The 16697-nt window shown below is 68.5% G+C and carries 19 protein-coding genes; 10 read left to right on the forward strand and 9 right to left on the reverse strand.

Annotation, left to right across the window (positions count from 1 at the left end; genetic code table 11):
* Nucleotides 1–94: 94 nt before the first annotated feature.
* Genes glpX through ABZS29_RS02565 form a run of 3 tightly spaced genes read left to right on the forward strand, consistent with a single transcriptional unit; the run spans nt 95 to nt 2546 of the window.
* Entirely contained in the window at nt 95–1129 is a 1035-nt protein-coding gene (gene glpX / locus ABZS29_RS02555; protein ID WP_355457836.1) for a class II fructose-bisphosphatase, read from the forward strand.
* The gene (locus tag ABZS29_RS02560) at nt 1126–2073 is read left to right on the forward strand and encodes a carbohydrate kinase (protein WP_355457838.1); all 948 of its coding nucleotides are present in this window, start codon (nt 1126–1128) and stop codon (nt 2071–2073) included. The genes glpX and ABZS29_RS02560 overlap by 4 nt, the downstream gene beginning before the upstream one ends.
* Complete coding sequence (locus ABZS29_RS02565; RefSeq protein WP_355457840.1) at nt 2073–2546, forward strand: hypothetical protein; 474 nt, start codon at nt 2073–2075, stop codon at nt 2544–2546. The genes ABZS29_RS02560 and ABZS29_RS02565 overlap by 1 nt, the downstream gene beginning before the upstream one ends.
* On the opposite strand, the gene ABZS29_RS02570 is transcribed toward ABZS29_RS02565, so the two are convergent.
* Nucleotides 2543–3211: a FadR/GntR family transcriptional regulator gene (locus tag ABZS29_RS02570; protein WP_355457842.1), complete on the reverse strand. Its 669-nt coding sequence runs from the start codon at nt 3209–3211 to the stop codon at nt 2543–2545. The two genes, ABZS29_RS02565 and ABZS29_RS02570, sit on opposite strands and share 4 nt — an antisense overlap.
* 114 nt (nt 3212–3325) lie before the next feature.
* On the opposite strand from ABZS29_RS02570, the gene ABZS29_RS02575 reads away from it, so the two are divergent.
* The 4 genes from ABZS29_RS02575 to ABZS29_RS02590 are packed head-to-tail and all read left to right on the forward strand — an operon-like array spanning nt 3326 to nt 6447.
* Nucleotides 3326–4630: a 2-isopropylmalate synthase gene (locus ABZS29_RS02575; protein WP_355457844.1), complete on the forward strand. Its 1305-nt coding sequence runs from the start codon at nt 3326–3328 to the stop codon at nt 4628–4630.
* Nucleotides 4618–5406 (forward strand): ATP-binding cassette domain-containing protein, encoded by a 789-nt coding sequence (locus ABZS29_RS02580; protein WP_355457846.1) that lies wholly within the window; start codon nt 4618–4620, stop codon nt 5404–5406. Before ABZS29_RS02575 ends, ABZS29_RS02580 begins: the two co-directional genes overlap by 13 nt.
* Before the next feature lie 29 nt (nt 5407–5435).
* Entirely contained in the window at nt 5436–5921 is a 486-nt protein-coding gene (locus ABZS29_RS02585; RefSeq protein ID WP_355457848.1) for a hypothetical protein, read from the forward strand.
* Complete coding sequence (locus ABZS29_RS02590; protein ID WP_355457850.1) at nt 5905–6447, forward strand: hypothetical protein; 543 nt, start codon at nt 5905–5907, stop codon at nt 6445–6447. Before ABZS29_RS02585 ends, ABZS29_RS02590 begins: the two co-directional genes overlap by 17 nt.
* Here ABZS29_RS02590 and ABZS29_RS02595 read toward each other — a convergent pair.
* Nucleotides 6373–6663 carry a helix-turn-helix transcriptional regulator gene (locus ABZS29_RS02595; protein WP_355457852.1) on the reverse strand — a complete coding sequence of 97 codons (291 nt, stop codon included), beginning with the start codon at nt 6661–6663 and terminating at the stop codon, nt 6373–6375. The two genes, ABZS29_RS02590 and ABZS29_RS02595, sit on opposite strands and share 75 nt — an antisense overlap.
* A 42-nt stretch (nt 6664–6705) precedes the next feature.
* Entirely contained in the window at nt 6706–7389 is a 684-nt protein-coding gene (locus ABZS29_RS02600; protein WP_355457854.1) for a DUF1707 domain-containing protein, read from the reverse strand.
* Between the two features lie 106 nt (nt 7390–7495).
* Here ABZS29_RS02600 and ABZS29_RS02605 point away from each other — a divergent pair, with 106 nt between their 5' ends.
* Nucleotides 7496–9175 carry a fumarate hydratase gene (locus ABZS29_RS02605; protein WP_355457856.1) on the forward strand — a complete coding sequence of 560 codons (1680 nt, stop codon included), beginning with the start codon at nt 7496–7498 and terminating at the stop codon, nt 9173–9175.
* 108 nt (nt 9176–9283) lie between these two features.
* Here the strand turns inward: ABZS29_RS02605 and ABZS29_RS02610 are convergent, their stop codons facing one another.
* Genes ABZS29_RS02610 through ABZS29_RS02630 form a run of 5 tightly spaced genes read right to left on the reverse strand, consistent with a single transcriptional unit; the run spans nt 9284 to nt 13927 of the window.
* On the reverse strand, nt 9284–9937 hold the full coding sequence (locus tag ABZS29_RS02610; RefSeq protein ID WP_355457858.1) for a DUF402 domain-containing protein: 654 nt from the start codon (nt 9935–9937) through the stop codon (nt 9284–9286).
* Entirely contained in the window at nt 9934–11334 is a 1401-nt protein-coding gene (locus ABZS29_RS02615) for a class II fumarate hydratase (RefSeq protein ID WP_355457860.1), read from the reverse strand. Before ABZS29_RS02615 ends, ABZS29_RS02610 begins: the two co-directional genes overlap by 4 nt.
* A 10-nt stretch (nt 11335–11344) precedes the next feature.
* Nucleotides 11345–11986 (reverse strand): hypothetical protein, encoded by a 642-nt coding sequence (locus ABZS29_RS02620; RefSeq protein ID WP_355457862.1) that lies wholly within the window; start codon nt 11984–11986, stop codon nt 11345–11347.
* Nucleotides 11986–12723, reverse strand: coding sequence for a response regulator transcription factor (locus tag ABZS29_RS02625; protein ID WP_355457864.1), 738 nt, complete (start codon nt 12721–12723; stop codon nt 11986–11988). The genes ABZS29_RS02620 and ABZS29_RS02625 overlap by 1 nt, the downstream gene beginning before the upstream one ends.
* Nucleotides 12724–12727: 4 nt before the next feature.
* Nucleotides 12728–13927 carry a histidine kinase gene (locus tag ABZS29_RS02630; RefSeq protein ID WP_355457866.1) on the reverse strand — a complete coding sequence of 400 codons (1200 nt, stop codon included), beginning with the start codon at nt 13925–13927 and terminating at the stop codon, nt 12728–12730.
* A 140-nt stretch (nt 13928–14067) separates the two neighbouring features.
* On the opposite strand from ABZS29_RS02630, the gene ABZS29_RS02635 reads away from it, so the two are divergent.
* Together ABZS29_RS02635 and ABZS29_RS02640 are read left to right on the forward strand one after the other, a co-directional pair.
* On the forward strand, nt 14068–14301 hold the full coding sequence (locus ABZS29_RS02635; RefSeq protein WP_355457867.1) for a fibronectin type III-like domain-contianing protein: 234 nt from the start codon (nt 14068–14070) through the stop codon (nt 14299–14301).
* Between the two features lie 10 nt (nt 14302–14311).
* Nucleotides 14312–15856, forward strand: a complete 1545-nt coding sequence (locus tag ABZS29_RS02640; protein WP_355457868.1) for an alpha-L-fucosidase — start codon at nt 14312–14314, stop codon at nt 15854–15856.
* Here ABZS29_RS02640 and ABZS29_RS02645 read toward each other — a convergent pair.
* Nucleotides 15853–16539 (reverse strand): transglycosylase SLT domain-containing protein, encoded by a 687-nt coding sequence (locus ABZS29_RS02645; protein ID WP_355457870.1) that lies wholly within the window; start codon nt 16537–16539, stop codon nt 15853–15855. The two genes, ABZS29_RS02640 and ABZS29_RS02645, sit on opposite strands and share 4 nt — an antisense overlap.
* Between the last annotated feature and the right edge of the window lie 158 nt (nt 16540–16697).

A 16697-nucleotide genomic window follows, 5' to 3' on the forward strand; every position in this document is an offset into this window, starting at 1 on the left:
CGGCGAGATGCCGCGCCGAGTGCAGCGCAGTAGGCGAGGTGTCCGTAGACGCCCTCTCAGAGGTCCGATCACCCAGTTGGCTACGATCCCTGGCATGAGTGACCCGACGACTCCGCCTGCCCACTTGGAGGTCGAGGCGCATGCGCCCGACCGCAACCTCGCGCTCGAACTGGTCCGGGTCACCGAGGCGGCCGCGATGGCGGCCGGTCGCTGGGTCGGTCGCGGCGACAAGAACGGCGCCGACGGCGCGGCGGTGAACGCGATGCGCACCCTGATCGGCACGGTCGGGATGAACGGCGTCGTCGTGATCGGCGAGGGCGAGAAGGACAACGCCCCGATGCTCTACAACGGTGAGCAGGTCGGTGGCGGTGACGGCCCGGAGTGCGACGTCGCGGTCGACCCCGTCGACGGTACGACGCTCGTCGCGAAGGGCATGAACAACGGCATCGCGGTGATGGCGGTGTCGGCGCGCAACTCGATGTACGACCCGTCCGCGGTGTTCTACATGGAGAAGCTCGTGGTCGGTCCGGAGGCGGCCGATGTGGTCGACATCCGGCTGCCGGTCGCCGAGAACATCCGCCGGGTCGCGAAGGCGAAGGGCTCGACGGTCGACGACGTCACCGTCGTACTGCTGGATCGGCCGCGGCACAACGAGCTGGCCACCCAGATCCGGGCGACCGGTGCGCGGATCAAGTTCATCAGCGACGGTGACGTGGCCGGTGCACTCGAGGCCGCGCGGCCGGATACAGGTCTGGACATGCTGCTCGGCATCGGCGGTACGCCGGAGGGCATCATCGCGGCCTGCGCGATGAAGTGTCTGGGCGGCAAGATCCAGGGCCGGCTCTGGCCGACCGACGACGACGAGCGCCAGAAGGCGATCGACGCTGGTCACGACCTCGACCGCGTCCTCGACACCGACGACCTGGTCAGCGGTGACGACTGCTTCTTCGTCGCCACCGGCATCACCGACGGCGAACTCCTGCGCGGCGTCCGCTACGGCCGCTCGACCGCCCGCACGCACTCGCTGGTGATGCGCTCGCGCAGCGGCACGATCCGCAGCATCGAGAGCGTCCACCAACTCGCCAAGCTCCGCGCCTACTCCGCCATCGACTTCGAACACGCCAGATGAGTGCACCGACTCTCGTCATCGGCGAGGCGCTGGTGGACATCGTCAGCACCGGCCCGAAGACGACGCGGAACGGGAACGGCAAGCCGAAGGCGACGCCCGGCGGCTCCCCGGCGAACGTGGCGGTGGGCTTGGCGCGGCTCGGCGTACCGACTCAGTTGGTGACGCGCTTCGGCACCGACCCGTACGGCGATCAGCTCGGCGCGCACCTGTTCGGCAACGGCGTTCAGCTGTCGCCGGGCTCGGTGGACCCAGGCTTCCGGACCAGTACGGCGACCGCCACGCTCGACGCGGCCGGAGTCGCGTCGTACCAGTTCGACATCACGTGGGAGCCGCCCGCGTTGTCGTTGTCGCGTGGTTGCCCTGCGGTGCACACCGGCTCGATCGCGACCGTGCTCGAGCCGGGGGCCACGGCGATCCGTGATTTCCTCAAGACGCTCGCGGACCAGCCCGTCACCGTGACGCTCGACCCGAACGCGCGCCCGACGATCACTCCGGATCCGGTGTCGACGTGGGCCGCCGTACGGGAGTTGGCGGCGCTGTCGGATCTCGTGAAGCTGAGTGATGAGGACTGTGAGTTCCTGCGGCCGGGGCAGTCGCCCGAGTCGATCGCGGTCGAGTTGCTGAGCGTTCCGCGGACGCAGTGTGTCGTGATCACCCGCGGCGGCGAGGGCGCGCTCGGGATCAGCCGCGAGGGCCGGATCGACGTGACCGCGCCGAAGATCGACGTCGTCGACACCGTCGGTGCGGGCGACTCGTTCATGGCAGCGCTGATCGCTGGTCTGAACGGTCAGAACCTGCTCGGTGAAACCCGCTTGGCCGGGCTGACCTTGGAGAGCCTGGAGAACGTGGTCGATTACGCCGTCAAGGCGGCTGCGATCACCTGCACCAGGCACGGCGCGGACCCGCCGACCGCCGCCGAGCACGCGGCGACCTGGGTCGCCTGATGCCTCCTGCGGATGCCTGGAACACGCAGTTGGAGGAGGCCGGCCGCGTGGTGTTCCCACCGCGTCGCGGCCGCCTCTACCTGCGGCTGACCGCGTTCGGCCTGCTCATGCTCGCGTCGCTCGCGACGAACCTGGACCATCTGCGCTCCGACGGCATCTCCGGGACCATCGGCGTACTGCGCCTGACGGCGCTGGCCGCGTTCATCTACGGGACCGGTCTGACGCTCTGGCAGCTGATCGCGAACCGGCCTGTCGTCACGATCGACGCCGACGGCGTCAGCCGCGGTCGCCGGCTGCCCTGGTCCGGGATCGCGCAGATCGACGAACCCACCGGCTTCACCGGCGCGCGGACGATCCAGCTACACCCGGTCGACCGGCGTACCCGACCGCTGCGCATCTCGCTCGACAACGTCGAGGAGCTCGACGCCTTCGCGCATTGGCTGCGCTCGGTCCAGACCCGCTATACGTCCTAGGCGACGCTGCTGCGCACCGCGGCCAGGTGCTCGCGGCAGCGCCCGGCGGCGAGCTCCGGATCCCGATCCCGTACGGCGTCCGCGATTGCCACATGAGCCGCCTGGTCGTGGCGATGCCGGTGCTGGTCGTCGAGCCTCAGCATGTCGAGCATCGTGGTGCGGATCCGCGGTACGAACGCGTCGAACAGCTCCGACAGCACGGTGTTGTGCGCCGCGGTGACCAAGGCGCGGTGGAAAGCGAGATCGGCTTCGACGTACCAGTCGTCCGGTGACTTCTCGGACGCGTCGAGGCGGTCCTTCAGCGTGTAGCGGAAGCTCTTCAGATCAGCCGGCGTACGGCGGGATGCGGCGAGCCGAGCCGCCTCGGTCTCGATCGCCATCCGCCCTTCCAGCACGTCGGTGATGTCGGCCCGGCGGAGCACCTGGTCCCAGTCCTCCGCGGCCTGATGACCGATCACGAACACGCCCGCACCCTGCCGGCTCTCCAGCACCCGGCGGCCGGCGAGCTCGCGGACCGCCTCGCGGATCGTCGACCGCCCGACACCGAGCTGCGCGGCCAGCGTCGTCTCACCTGGCAGCTTGGCGCCGAGCGCCCATTCACCGCTGCCGATCCGGCGCAGGAGCTCCTCGGCGGCCTGCTCGGCCAGGGGGTGACGGCGAATCATGCGGATCAGTGTAGAGGCTTGAAGACTACTTATCAGGTTCTCAGCTTGTCTGAGGAGTTGGATCGAGTTAGCGTGACTCGGGTGATCGCCTGGAACCGTCAGTCAGCCTCCCCGATGCCGAGCCACCGTTACCGCGACATCTATGCCCGAGTCCCGGTCCTACCGCCCGCCCGCAGCTGGCCGGATCAGCGGATTACCGCCGCCCCGCTCTGGGTCCCGGTCGATCTCCGCGACGGCAACCAGGCGCTGGCCGAGCCGATGGACCCCGAGCGCAAGCGCCGCTTCTTCGAGCTGATGGTTGCCATCGGCTACAAAGAGATCGAGGTCGGCTACCCGTCCGCCTCCCAGACCGACTTCGACTTCGTCCGGCTGCTCGCGACGACCGATCTGGTGCCGGAGGACGTCACGATCGTTGTGTTCACCCCGGCCCGGCCGGACCTGATCGAGCGGACGATCGAGTCGATCCAGGGCATCCGCGGCGAGGTCGTCGTGCACATGTACGCCGCGACCGCGCCGACCTGGCGGGACGTCGTACTACGTCGATCGCGGGACGAGTTGGCCGCGATGATCCAGGCCGGTGCCGAGCAGGTGCTGCGGCTTGGTGGGGAGTCGTTGCGGTTCCAGTTCTCGCCCGAGGTGTTCAACCTGACCGAGCCGGACTACATCCTGGAGCTCGCCGATCAGGTCACCAAGGTTTGGGACGCGAGCCCGGAGCGGCCGGTGATCCTCAACCTGCCGGCGACCGTGGAGGCCGCGACGCCGAACGTGTACGCCGACCAGATCGAGTACATGCACCAGAACCTGCCCCGGCGGGACGGCGTCATTCTGAGCGTGCACCCGCACAACGATCGCGGTACCGGGATCGCGTGCGCGGAGCTCGCCGTACTGGCCGGCGCGCAGCGGGTCGAGGGCTGCATCTTCGGCAACGGTGAACGCACCGGGAACGTCGACATCGCAACCCTGGCGCTGAACCTGCACGCGCAGGGCGTCGACCCGATGATCGACTTCTCCGATATCGACGGGATCCGGGAGACCGTCGAGTACTGCACGCGGATGCCGATCCACCCGCGGCATCCGTACGTCGGGGAGCTCGTCTACACGGCGTTCTCCGGGACCCATCAGGACGCGATCCGGAAGGGGTTCGCCGTCCAGGGCGACGGACTGTGGGAGGTACCGTATCTACCGATCGACCCGGCTGATGTCGGGCGCGGATACGAGGCCGTCGTGCGAGTGAACAGCCAGTCCGGCAAGGGCGGAATCGCGCATGTGCTGGAGACGACGTACGGCGTGCGGTTGTCGGCCGAGCAGGAGGTCGCGTTCGCGCGCCACGTGCAACGGCGTACGGATGCGACCGGGCGCGAGGCGACCGCGGTGGAGCTGAAGACGCTGTACGAGGAGGTCTACGGGTGCTCGAGCTGAAGGACGTCGACTTCGTCCGGGACGGGAAGCTGCTGCTCGCCGAGGTCTCGCTGACCGTGGCCGAAGGCGAGCGCTGGGCCCTGCTCGGTCCGAACGGCGCCGGCAAGAGCACCCTGCTGAACCTCTGTGGCGCGATCACGCACCCGACCCGTGGGACGGTCGAGATCCTCGGCCGGAGGCTCGGTACGGTCGACATCCGGACCCTGCGCGAGTCGATCGGGCATGTGAACCCGCGGCATCCGCTGCGGTCGCCGCTGTCGATTACGGACATCGTGCTGACCGGCCTGACCGGGACGATCGAGCGCATGCCGCGGTGGTCGCCGACTGCCGCTCAGGTCTCGCGGGCTCGGGAATTGATCGCGCTGCTGGGGGTCTCGTCGTTGGCTGATTCGCCGTGGACGACGTTGTCTCAAGGTGAGCGGGGGCGGGCGTTGATTGCTCGGGCGTTGATCTCGGATCCGCAGTTGTTGCTGCTGGACGAGCCTACGACCGGGCTGGATGTTGCGGCTCGCGAGCAGCTGCTGGAGACGCTTGACCAGGTGCATGCGTCGCATCCGGAGCTGGGGTCGATTCTTGTTACGCATCATTTGGAGGAATTGCCGACGTCGACCACCCACGCGGCGCTGCTGCGCGAGGGGCGGGTCGTGGCGGCGGGCGTGGCGGCCGACGTACTGACTACTGAGTTGGTGACGCGGACTTTCGCGTATCCGATTGAGATTCACCGGACCGCCGGGCGCTGGCTCGCTACCGCTTCGAAGCTCCCCTTGCTGCATTAGAGTTGCGCTTCCTGGGGAGGGGGTGGGGCATGGCGGTGGTCATGGGTGAGGCCTCGGCGGAGGTTTGGGCGGAGGAGTACGGGCGGACCAGCCGGGTTGAGTTCACGCGCCGGGCGAAGCCGTACCGGCGGGAGATGTTCTGGCTGATGCTGTCGGCCCTCGGGCTCGGCATTGCGGGCGTTGTGGTGCCGGATGCTCGGCGCTGGATCGTGCTGGTCACGGTGGTTGCGCTCGGGCGTAGCGCGTGGGCTGGGGCGCAACTGGTTGGCAATCGGTTGTTGCTGCTTGTCGATGCGAACGGGATCCGGTACGGCGACACTCGGCTGGAGTGGGAGCAGATCGGGGCGATCGGGCTTCCGCATGCCAAGACGCTGGAGATCATCGCGAAGGACACCGAAACCCGCTCATTGACGATCAGGCACTGGGCGGTGCGGGATCTCAGCGCGCTTGCCGGCTGGCTCGAAGACGTCCTCAAGCAGCACCGCATAGGAGACGCACATGCCGACCATGGGTGACCTGACGGTGGACGCCTGGGACGCCGAGTACCGGCGTACCGGGCGGGTGGTTTTCCCACGCCGCAGCCGATCACTGTTGGTCCGCGAAGTGCTGTTCGCCTGGCTAATCGTGATCCTGCCGGGGATCGGAACCGTCAACGACCTGGACACCCGCGGCACCTGGTTCTACGTCCGCGTGGTCTTCCTCGTCATCCTGTTCATCGCGGCTGTCTCCACCACCCTCAAGGTCCTCCGCGGCGGGCCCGTTCTCACCGTCGACACCAGCGGCATTCGCCTCGGCAAGCAGTTCACCCCGTGGTCCGCCATCGGCTCCATCGGCACCCCGGCCAGCTCTTTCCGGGGCGACCACCTCTCGATCCCGCTGACCGATGACGACGACGAACTCGACATCCCCAGAGACAACGTCGACGACCTGCCCTCCCTAGCCGCCTGGCTCACCCACCTCCAGCAACTAGGCGGCCGAATCCCCCACGTCGAACCGAACCACCAGCCGAGCGTCGAACGCCCGAGCGATCCGCTCCAGTAGCGCCAGCGTCGGCACCGTCCCACCCGCCTCGAACCGAGCAAGCGCCGACTGCGTCATCCCCGCGGCCTCCGCAAGCCGGGTCTGCGTCCATCCACGCTCTTCGCGCATCGTCCGCACCGCGGCCCCCAGCTCGAACGCCCGCCGCGCGGCGTCATAAGCACCCCCGGCGCCCGGCTCCCCCATCCGTCGCCCACGAACCTCGTCCCAACCCGTCACGTCAGTCCTCCTCCCGCTATAGCACGAATGCTATAGCCGAACTCAGGCGAGACCGAGGCGTTTGGTTAGGCGGGGGCCTCGTTTGATTTTGATTTCGCCGAGGATGGCGGTGCCGCGGATGTGGAAGGTTTTGGGGCGGTGGGGGGCGTGGGGGTCGGGGGCGGGGAGGAGGGTGGCGGATTGTTCGGAGACGGAGCCGAGGATGGGGTTGGACTCGAGGACGACGACGGCGTCGGCGGGGATGCGGATCTTGACGTCGGCGAGGATGCACTTCACGTCGACGTAGACCTCGTCGTACGGGATCTGGGCCTCGGTGTAGTCGAGGGTGACGTCGCCGAGGACGGCGTGCACCTCCTGGCGCTGGGGCGCTACCCAGTTGCCGAGGCGTTTGCTGTCGGAGAGGAAGACGTTGATGACCGGGCCCTGGACGACGGCGCCGGGGGTGTACTGCGGCGACTCCGCGACGGCGGCGGCGGGCTGATGGAGGCCGTTCGGGAGGTCGGCGGTGAGGGGGACGAGTTCGCCGTACGTCTTGGAGGCGTAGAGCGTCTCGAGTCGCTCCTCGAGTTCGGTGTAGGAGAGCCGGCCCTCGCCGGCGGCGTCGCGCAGGAGGTCGGCGACGTGCTCGCGCTCGGCGTCGGAGACGCGGCGGCGCAGCGCGGGGTCCACCGGTGCGGGGACGGCGTCCTGCGGGCGGTCTTGCTGGGGAGCTTCATCCTGGGCCACGAGCAAAACCTTACGCTCGCAAGCGGTCGTCCGCGCTCCGAAACCTCCCCTAGCGACCCCTGATCGGACCCCTGAGATTAGGCTGGATCAGTCCAGTCCACTGTTGATGGAGGTCTGCCCGGTGTCCGCCGACTTCACGTACTCCGATCTGCTCCCGTTAGGTCCTGACGACACGGAGTACCGGCTGCTGACCACCGAAGGTGTCAGCACGTTCACGGCGGGCGACCGCACCTTCCTGCAGGTCGAGCCCGAGGTGCTGCGGATGCTCACCGCGGAGGCGATGCACGACATCTCGCACTACCTGCGGACCGCGCACCTGGCGCAGCTGCGCCGGATCATCGACGACCCCGAGGCGTCCGGGAACGACCGGTTCGTCGCACTGGACCTGCTGAAGAACGCGAACATCTCGGCCGGCGGCGTCCTGCCGATGTGCCAGGACACCGGTACGGCGATCGTGATGGGCAAGAAGTCCGAGGGCGTCCTGACCGGCGCGATCGACGAGGAGTGGATCAGCCGGGGCGTATACGACGCCTACACGAAGCTGAACCTGCGGTACTCGCAGATGGCCCCGCTGACCATGTGGGACGAGAAGAACACCGGCTCTAACCTCCCGGCGCAGATCGAGCTCTACTCGACGCCCGGAGGCGCCGGCGATCCGGCGTACAAGTTCCTGTTCATGGCCAAGGGCGGCGGCTCGGCGAACAAGTCGTTCCTGTTCCAGGAGACGAAGGCCGTGCTGAACCCGGCCGGGATGATGAAGTTCCTGGACGAGAAGATCCGCTCCCTCGGTACGGCGGCCTGTCCGCCCTATCACCTGGCGATCGTGGTCGGCGGCACGTCGGCCGAGTTCGCGCTGAAGACCGCGAAGTACGCGTCGGCGCACTACCTGGACGCGCTGCCGACGACCGGGTCGCCGGTCGGGCACGGGTTCCGCGATGTCGAGCTGGAGGAGGAGGTCTTCAAGCTCACCCAGGACTTCGGGATCGGTGCGCAGTTCGGCGGCAAGTATTTCTGCCACGACGTCCGCGTGATCCGGCTGCCGCGGCACGGCGCCTCCTGCCCGGTCGCGATCGCGGTCTCCTGCTCGGCCGACCGCCAGGCCCGCGCGAAGATCACGCCGGAGGGCGTGTTCCTGGAGCAGCTCGAGCGTGACCCGGCCCGGTTCCTGCCGGACACGACCGACGAGCACTTGGACGACGACAGCAACGTCGTACGGATCGATCTGAACCGGCCGATGACCGAGATCCGGGAAGAGCTGTCGAAGCTCCCGGTGAAGACGCGGCTGTCACTGACCGGGCCGCTGGTGGTCGCGCGCGACATCGCGCACGCCAAGATCAAGGAGCGCCTGGACGCCGGCGAGCCGATGCCGCAGTACCTGCGCGACCACGCCGTCTACTACGCCGGCCCGGCCAAGACCCCCGAGGGCTACGCCTCCGGCTCCTTCGGCCCGACCACCGCCGGCCGGATGGACGCGTACGTCGACCAGTTCCAGGCGGCCGGCGGTTCGTTCGTCATGCTTGCCAAGGGCAACCGGTCGGCGCAGGTCACGAACGCCTGCAAGACGCACGGCGGCTTCTACCTGGGCTCGATCGGCGGTCCCGCCGCCCGGCTCGCGCAGGACTGCATCAAGTCCGTCGAGGTGATCGAGTACGCCGAGCTCGGGATGGAAGCGGTCTGGAAGATCCAGGTCGAGGACTTCCCCGCGTTCGTCGTAGTCGATGACAAGGGCAACGACTTCTTCACCGACACCCGCAAGCCCGTCCCGCTGACCACCCGGCCTCGGTAGAGCCCGGACCGCCCCCACTCACCAACTCCCTCGGCCGCTTGGTTCGCACGCTCAGCGCGGCGGCCGGGTAGGTGTTTTCTGGAGGTTGGTGAGTGGCGGGAGTCCGCCTTAGCTGGCTAGGTCGTCGGCGATCAGCGTGGGTGCGGGACCAGCAGGCGCGGCGGGCAGGGGCCAGTCGGCGGGTGCGGTCCAGGACTGCCAGTCGTCGCTGAACGGCGCGGTCCAGGCGTGGATCTCCTCGACGGCCTGGTGGGCGGTCGCGGTGATGGCGTCGGCTTCGGCCTGCGTGAACTTGCCGGCCAGTACGGCGCCTTCCAGCTCGTCCTCGTCCTTCCAGTGAATCTCCCGATCGGGAGTGATCCAGAGATCGAGGACGTGGTCCCGGGTGGTCGTGCGGCGGGCCTCGTAGTCGCGCGCGTGCGGGTCCTCGAGATTCACGTACCAGCCGTGGAAGTCGCCCTCGGCGCCCCAGAAATACCAGACGGACCAGGGCTTTCCGGCCGGAGCGACCTTGAGGATGCCGGTGCCGTGCCAGGTGTCGAGCTTCAGGACCCGGGGTTCGGTGAACATGCCCACCGGGCCGGCGTGCCGGAGCTCACGGCCGTCGGTGAGCACCGCTTTGAGCAGCGGAGTGCCGGGGGCGAGCCAAGCGACCAGGCCGTCCGCGTCGTCGCGGACGACCGTCATCGGTCGCACGGTGGGCATGTCGTGGTCGTTGGCGTAGACCCACTCGATGGTGGTCCCGGGCGTCCAGTAGGTCATGACTTCGCCGGCCGCGTCATGGACAGTACGTCGAGCGCCGCGTCCAACTGTTCTTCCGTGAGATCGCCTCGCGAGACGTGCCCGTTCTCGATCACGACCTCGCGGATCGTCTTGCCCTGCTTGAGTGCGCTCTTCGCGACCGCGGCCGCGTTCTCGTAGCCGATGTAGCGGTTCAGCGGCGTCACGATCGACGGCGACGACTCCGCGAGCTCACGAGCATGCGAAACGTTCGCGGTGATCCCGTCGACGCAACGCTCGGCGAGCAGCCGCGACGCGTTGCTGAGCAGGGTGATCGACTCGAGCAGGTTGCGCGCGATCACCGGCAGCATCACGTTCAGCTCGAAGTTGCCGCCGGCACCGGCCACGGTGATCGTGGTGTCGTTGCCGATCACCTGCGCGGCGACCATCAGCGTGGCCTCGCAGATCACCGGGTTCACCTTGCCCGGCATGATGCTCGACCCGGGCTGCAGGTCCGGCAGCGCGATCTCGCCGAGCCCGGCGCGCGGTCCCGATCCCATCCAGCGCAGGTCGTTGCAGATCTTGGTGAGGCTGACGGCGATCGTCTTCAGCTGCCCTGACAGCTCGACCAACCCATCGCGAGCCCCCTGCGCCTCGAAGTGGTCCTCAGCCTCAGTCAGCGACAACCCGGTACGGCGGTTGAGCTCAGCGATCACCGAAGCCGCGAACCCAGGCGGAGTGTTGATCCCGGTCCCGACCGCGGTCCCACCCAACGGCAGCTCGGCAACCCGCGGCAGGGATGACCGCACCCGCTCCGCGCCCCGCCGTACCTGCTGGGCGTAGCCGTTGAACTCCTGCCCGAGCGTCACCGGCGTCGCGTCCATCAGGTGCGTCCGCCCCGACTTCACCACCTCGGCGAACTCGGCGCCCTTACGCCCCAGCGACTCCACCAGTACGTCGAGCGCCGGCAGCAACTCGTGGACGACGCCGGCCGTCGCGGCGACGTGGATCGCCGACGGGAAGGTGTCGTTGCTCGACTGCGACGCGTTGACGTGGTCGTTCGGGTGCACGTCGACGCCGGACCGGGTCGCGAGCGTCGCCAGGACCTCGTTCACGTTCATGTTGGTCGACGTACCGGAGCCGGTCTGGAAGACGTCGATCGGGAACTCCGCGTCGTACTCCCCCGCGGCGACCTGGTCGGCCGCGGCCACGATCGCGGCCGAGCGCTCCGCGTCGATCACGCCGAGCTCGGCGTTCACCACCGCGGCCGAGGCCTTGATCTGTGCGAGCGCGTGCACCAGCTCCGGGGCCAGCGGCCGGCCGGAGATCGGGAAGTTCTCCACCGCGCGCTGCGTCTGCGCCCGCCACAACGCGTCCTTGGGCACCTTGACCTCGCCCATGGTGTCGTGCTCGATCCGGTACTCCACGTTCTCACCCATACCAACCAGCCTACGTCGCGCCCTGATAGACGTAGTAGCGCTCCGCCCGTCCCTGCAGCTGGACCGGCACCGGTGTCACCTGGCACGCTCCGAAGACCACTTCCACCGCCGCGGCCAGCGCCGGCGACTCTGACGACGACCAGACCGTCAGCACTCCCCCGGCCCGGAGCCGTTCCCGGCAGACGATCAAGAAGTCGGCCGAGTAGATGGCCGAATTCTCGTTGTACACAAGGAAGTCCGGCCCGTTGTCGACGTCCAGCAGAATCGCGTCGTACGACGCCTCCGCCGCCGCAGCGATCACCGCGCGCACGTCCCCGACCTCGACCGAGACCCGCGGATCGTCCAGCACCGACGGCACCAAACCGTCCCGCATCCACGTCACCAGCTCCGGCTCGATCTCCGCGACAACCACCGCGCCGAGACGAACGTCACGCAGCAGCGCCCGCACCGTGTACCCGAGTCCGAGCCCACCCACGAGCACCCGATCAGGCCGCCGTACCGTCGCGAGCGCTGCCGACGCCAGCAACTCCTCGCTCGACGTCTCCACGTCGTCCATCACGAACACGCCGTTCACCCGCAACTCCAGCGCCCCACCTTCACGCCGCCGAAGCACCAGCTCGCCGCGCTCACTCACCGCCCGCGCGACCTCCATCAGACGAGGTCCGCGTCGTGGGCCAGCAGGGCGAGCTGGACCCGGTTGGTGAGCTGTAGCTTGGCGAGGGCGTTGGTGAGGTGGGTTTTCACGGTGGCTACTCCGAGCTGGAGGGCTTCGGCGATCTCGGGGTTGGACTTGCCTTCGGCGACGGCCTGTACGACGTCTTGCTCGCGCGCGGTGAGGTGGGACAGGGCGCTCACGGCCGCGGTACGGCGGGTGTCGTGGTCGGTGTGAGCGGCGTGCGCCATGAGCTGGCGGGTGGATTGTGACGAGAGGACCGATTCGCCGGCGGCGACCTTGAGGACCGCGGTCACGATCTCGGCGGGGGCGGCGTCCTTCAGGAGATAGCCGGCGGCGCCTGCTCGCAGGGCGGCGAGCAGGTGGTCATCGGAACCGAACGTGGTGAGGATGAGGACTTCCGGCAGGACGTCCGTAGGCGGCTCGACGCCGCTAACGGCGTCCGGGCGCCGGCGGATCTCGGTGGCGGCGACTCCGCTTACGGCGTCCGGGTACCGGCGGATCTCGGCCGTGGCGGCGACGCCGTCGAGGACGGGCATGCCGATGTCCATCAACACGACATCAGGGCACAGCTCGCGCACCGCATCGACCGCCTCGCGGCCGTTCGCGGCCTCGCCGACAAGCTGCACCGCGGGAGTTCCGCCGAGCATGCTGGCCAGACCAGCGCGGACGAGCGGGTCGTCGTCCACCAGGAGCAGCCGGACGGGAGAACTCACGCGGTCATCGTAGAGTCCACGGCAGCCAGGCCGCCAACCGAAAGTCACCGTCGGCGGTCGGCCCGTACTCGATCCGCCCACCGGCCAGCGAAGCACGTTCGGTCAGCCCGATCAGCCCGACCCGCGACCCCGGTCCGCCAGAACCCGACTCGAGACGGTTCAGCAGCTCGATCTCGAGCCCCTCCCCCGGCCCACCGCCGACAGTCAGGCGGACCCGCTGGTGCGGCGCGTGCTTGCGCGCGTTCGTGAGGCCCTCCTGAATGATCCGATCCGCATGCCGACCGATCGACTCCGGCACCTCGGCCAACTCCACTCGAATGGCTGAATCCAGCAACATTCCGGCCTGCTGGGATTCGGCCACCAGCTCGGCGATCCCCTGGCGCGGCACCTCGGCGGCGTCCCGAGACCGCAGGACGCCGACGATCTCGCGCAGATCCTCGACGCAGTCCCGCGCACTGGCCCGAATCACCCCGGCCGCTCGGGACAGTTCCTCGGCCGGCATGTCCGGCCGGAACTCCAGCGCACCGGCATGGACGCTCAGCAACGACAATCGGTGCCCGAGCGCATCGTGCATCTCTCGCGCGATCCGCTCCCGTTCCTGCCGCTGCCCCTGCTCGACCCGCAGTTGCTGCTCACGCTCGGCCCGGACCGCGCGCTCGGTCAGCGAAGCCATCAACTGCCGGCGCGTCCGTACGACGATGCCCCAGGCAACGATCGCCAGGCAGGCCAGGGCCGTGAGGCTGACCGCGATCGCGTACGCGTTCGGCACGTTCGCGACCGGATAGAGCCAGAACTGCACCAGGCACGACGCCATCGCAGCCGCCCCGAGCGACAAGCTGACCGCCGGCCGCCGATGCACGGCCACGCTGAACAAAGCGATTCCCGCCGAGCCGCCGAGCGACGGCACGGAGGTCGACACCACGATCATCACCACGACCAACGCTACCGGCCACCGGCGCCGTACCAGCAGGGCGAGCGCGCCAAGAATCGCCAGCCCGAGATCGAGCCAGTACGGCAACGCCCCGAATCGCGGCGGCGGTTCCGCGTCACCGACCGCCAGCAGGTTCAGCAGGAACCCGATCAGTACACACACGATGTCGACGACCCGGTCGCGCGGGGTGAGCCGGCCGTAGCCCGGCGCGGCACGAGACCCCGGCTCGATCAGCGCGGCCAGGATCCCCGAGCGGTCCGGCGTACTCTGCACGCGACCGACGGTAGCGCTTCGGCGGGACGCACCGCGGTGACCCCGCGACTTTCGGTGGAGGCGGCCGTCCACCGATCGGCTCCGCGACAGCTCCCGCGGAGGGATCCGCCGTACCGGGTGGCCACGGCAGAGTCGGTGCCATGATCCTTGCCGAAAGCACCTACCGCGGTACGACGGCCGCGGAGCTGGCCGAGCGGACCCGTTGGGACTCGTTCAAGGCCGCGAGCAGCCGCGTGACGGTGCCGTTGCGGGCCGACGAGCTGGCCCTGATCGACGCTAACCTCGAACGCGTCGTCGAGCCGGGCACCTTCACCCTGCGCGTCGGCACCTCCGCCACCGCGCTGCCGCACACCCTTCGACTCACGGTGATCTGAGGTCTCGACGATGCGAAAACTTCTGAAGTTCGTTGCCGTGCTCATCGTGCTGGTACTGGCGTTCGTGGTGTCCTCGAAGGTCTGGATCTGGCAGGACGACCGGAAGGCGGAGCTGACGACCACCGGGCCCTACACGGCCGATCTGGAGTCGCTGAACAAGCATCCGCTGCCGCAGTGGTTCCAGGACGCGAAGTTCGGCGTGATGCTGCACTGGGGGCTCTACTCGGTGCCCGCGTTCGCCCCGAAGGGTAAGACGTTTCCGCAGTTGCTCGCCTCCGAGTACGGGCACGCAATGACCCATAATCCGTACGCCGAGGACTACGCGAACGCGATGAAGGACCCGGACTCCCCCACCGGCAAGTATCACCGCGAGCGGTACGGCGATGCGCCGTACAGCGACTTCATGAAGCAGTTCGAGGCCGGACTGGCGAAGTGGGACGCGGACGAGTGGGCGAGTCAGTTCAAGGCGGCCGGGGCGTCGTACATCGTGGTGACGGCGAAGTACGCCGACGGGTACTCGATGTGGCCGACCGAGGTGCGGAACCCGCATGCGCCGGACTTCCACGCCAAGCGGGACCTGATGGGTGAGCTGGCGGCCGCCGTCCGCAAGCAGGGCTTGAAGTTCGGCGTGTACTACTCCGGCGGCGTCGACTGGACGTTCCAGCAGAAGACGGTCAAGACGCTCGGCGACTACTCCTACCTGCACTACGGCGAGGACTACCGCCGGTACGCCGTCGCCCAGGTGCGCGAGCTGATCAGCAACTACAAGCCGGACATCCTCTGGAACGACATCTCCTGGCCGACCGGCTCGAAGCGTCTGTACGCCGTGATCGCCGACTACTACAACACCGTCCCGGGGGGAGTCGTCGACGACCGGTGGGCGACCGCGTCGTTCGGACGGCAGGTGATGAGCCCGAAGCCGATGCGCTGGGGCTTCGACCTGCTGATGCGCGGCCTGCTCAAACTCCCCGACGCGGCGGACCAGATCAGTACGCCGCGCGAGGTCCCGCACAGTGACTTCCGGACCCCCGAGTACGCCGCTTTCGACACGATCCAGCCCAAGTTCTGGCAGCAGGATCGCGGCATCGGCGGGTCGTTCGGCTACAACCGGACGGAGGGCGAGGCGGAGTACGCGAAATCACCCGAGCTGATCGGCGAGCTGGCCAAGGCATCGGCTAACAACGGCGCTTTCCTGCTGAACGTCGGGCCGAGCGGCGGCGAGGGGACGATCGTCCCCGAGCAGCTGAGCCGGCTCACCGACATCGGCGCCTGGCTGAAGACGAACCGTGAAGCGTACGACGGTTCCCGGCCTTGGACGCAGTCGTCGGCCAAGACGGCGGCCGGAGACACCGTCACGTTCACGCGGAAGGGCGGAGCGGTCTATGCGACTGTTCTCGGCCGGCCGAAGGGCGACATCGTCATCCAGGGCGTCACGCTGAACGGCAGGGCCGCTCGCTTGGGCGGAGCGGCCGTCGTACTGGAGGCTGTCGGGGGCAACACGACCCTCGAAGCAGCCGGTGACGGGAGCTACGCCCCCGTCTTCAAAGTCGGTTAGTACCAGCCCTTGGCCTGGGAATGACCCCACGCGGAGCAGGGGGAGCCGTAGCGGTCCTCGATGTAGTCGAGGCCCCACTTGATCTGGACGACCGGGTTGGTCCGCCAGTCGGAGCCGTAGGCGGCCATCCGGTTGCCGGGGAGCGCCTGGGCGATGCCGTAGGCCGAGGAGGTCGGGTTGTCGGCGCGGGGGTTCCAGCGCGACTCCTTGTTCCACAGCTTCTCCAGGCAGCTGAACTGGCCCTGGCTCCAGCCGTGGTCGGGCAGCAGGTTCATCGCGATCTGCTTGGGGGTGCCCTCGTACTTCCTGCGCTCGGCGTCCCGGCTGGCGCGCTCCTCGCGGGAGCTGCGGTCGGTCTTCTGCAGCGCCTGGTAGCGCTTGAGGGCGGCGTTCTTGGCCACGCGCTCGCGCCAGGCGGCGTCCTGGGAGGCCTTCATCTCCTGTGCCTGGGCCTCGACCTGGTTGCGCATCCGGATCGCTTCCTCGGCCTGCTCCTTGGCGGTCAGGACCTTCTGCGTCGGCTGCTTCACGGCCTGGGCCTTCTCGCTGTTCACGACCGCGAGCTCGGCGCGCCCGGAGGCAGCGCTGCTACCGGCGGAGCTGAAGAGGTCGATACCCGTCACCACGGTGACCACGGCGATCCCTGTCACAGAGAGAGCCGCGACGGAGCGCTTCGCTTTCATCTTTCCTTCCGAGATCCCGACCCCCGTCGGCTTGCAACAGAACCATACTGTGGCCTAAACCGTGCGTGATCACAAGCAGGTCACAAGCCTCGGCGCGGCCGCCGCAGGGGCGACCGCGCCGTGGCGGACGAAGTCTTACGCGTGCTTTACGTCAAACC

It is taken from the genome of Kribbella sp. NPDC005582 (assembly GCF_040605415.1).
Lineage (GTDB): Bacteria > Actinomycetota > Actinomycetes > Propionibacteriales > Kribbellaceae > Kribbella.

Bases quoted from the DNA above. Each gene is read 5' to 3' on its own strand.
- ABZS29_RS02585 (WP_355457848.1), top strand. From the start codon at position 5,436: ATGGCGGTGGTCATGGGTGAGGCCTCGGCGGAGGTTTGGGCGGAGGAG.
- ABZS29_RS02615 (WP_355457860.1), bottom strand. From the start codon at position 11,334: ATGGGTGAGAACGTGGAGTACCGGATCGAGCACGACACCATGGGCGAG.
- ABZS29_RS02575 (WP_355457844.1), top strand. From the start codon at position 3,326: ATGCCGAGCCACCGTTACCGCGACATCTATGCCCGAGTCCCGGTCCTA.
- ABZS29_RS02635 (WP_355457867.1), top strand. From the start codon at position 14,068: ATGATCCTTGCCGAAAGCACCTACCGCGGTACGACGGCCGCGGAGCTG.
- ABZS29_RS02570 (WP_355457842.1), bottom strand. From the start codon at position 3,211: ATGATTCGCCGTCACCCCCTGGCCGAGCAGGCCGCCGAGGAGCTCCTG.
- ABZS29_RS02620 (WP_355457862.1), bottom strand. From the start codon at position 11,986: ATGGAGGTCGCGCGGGCGGTGAGTGAGCGCGGCGAGCTGGTGCTTCGG.
- ABZS29_RS02645 (WP_355457870.1), bottom strand. From the start codon at position 16,539: ATGAAAGCGAAGCGCTCCGTCGCGGCTCTCTCTGTGACAGGGATCGCC.
- ABZS29_RS02560 (WP_355457838.1), top strand. From the start codon at position 1,126: ATGAGTGCACCGACTCTCGTCATCGGCGAGGCGCTGGTGGACATCGTC.
- glpX (WP_355457836.1), top strand. From the start codon at position 95: ATGAGTGACCCGACGACTCCGCCTGCCCACTTGGAGGTCGAGGCGCAT.
- ABZS29_RS02640 (WP_355457868.1), top strand. From the start codon at position 14,312: ATGCGAAAACTTCTGAAGTTCGTTGCCGTGCTCATCGTGCTGGTACTG.
- ABZS29_RS02610 (WP_355457858.1), bottom strand. From the start codon at position 9,937: ATGACCTACTGGACGCCCGGGACCACCATCGAGTGGGTCTACGCCAAC.
- ABZS29_RS02590 (WP_355457850.1), top strand. From the start codon at position 5,905: ATGCCGACCATGGGTGACCTGACGGTGGACGCCTGGGACGCCGAGTAC.
- ABZS29_RS02605 (WP_355457856.1), top strand. From the start codon at position 7,496: ATGGAGGTCTGCCCGGTGTCCGCCGACTTCACGTACTCCGATCTGCTC.
- ABZS29_RS02565 (WP_355457840.1), top strand. From the start codon at position 2,073: ATGCCTCCTGCGGATGCCTGGAACACGCAGTTGGAGGAGGCCGGCCGC.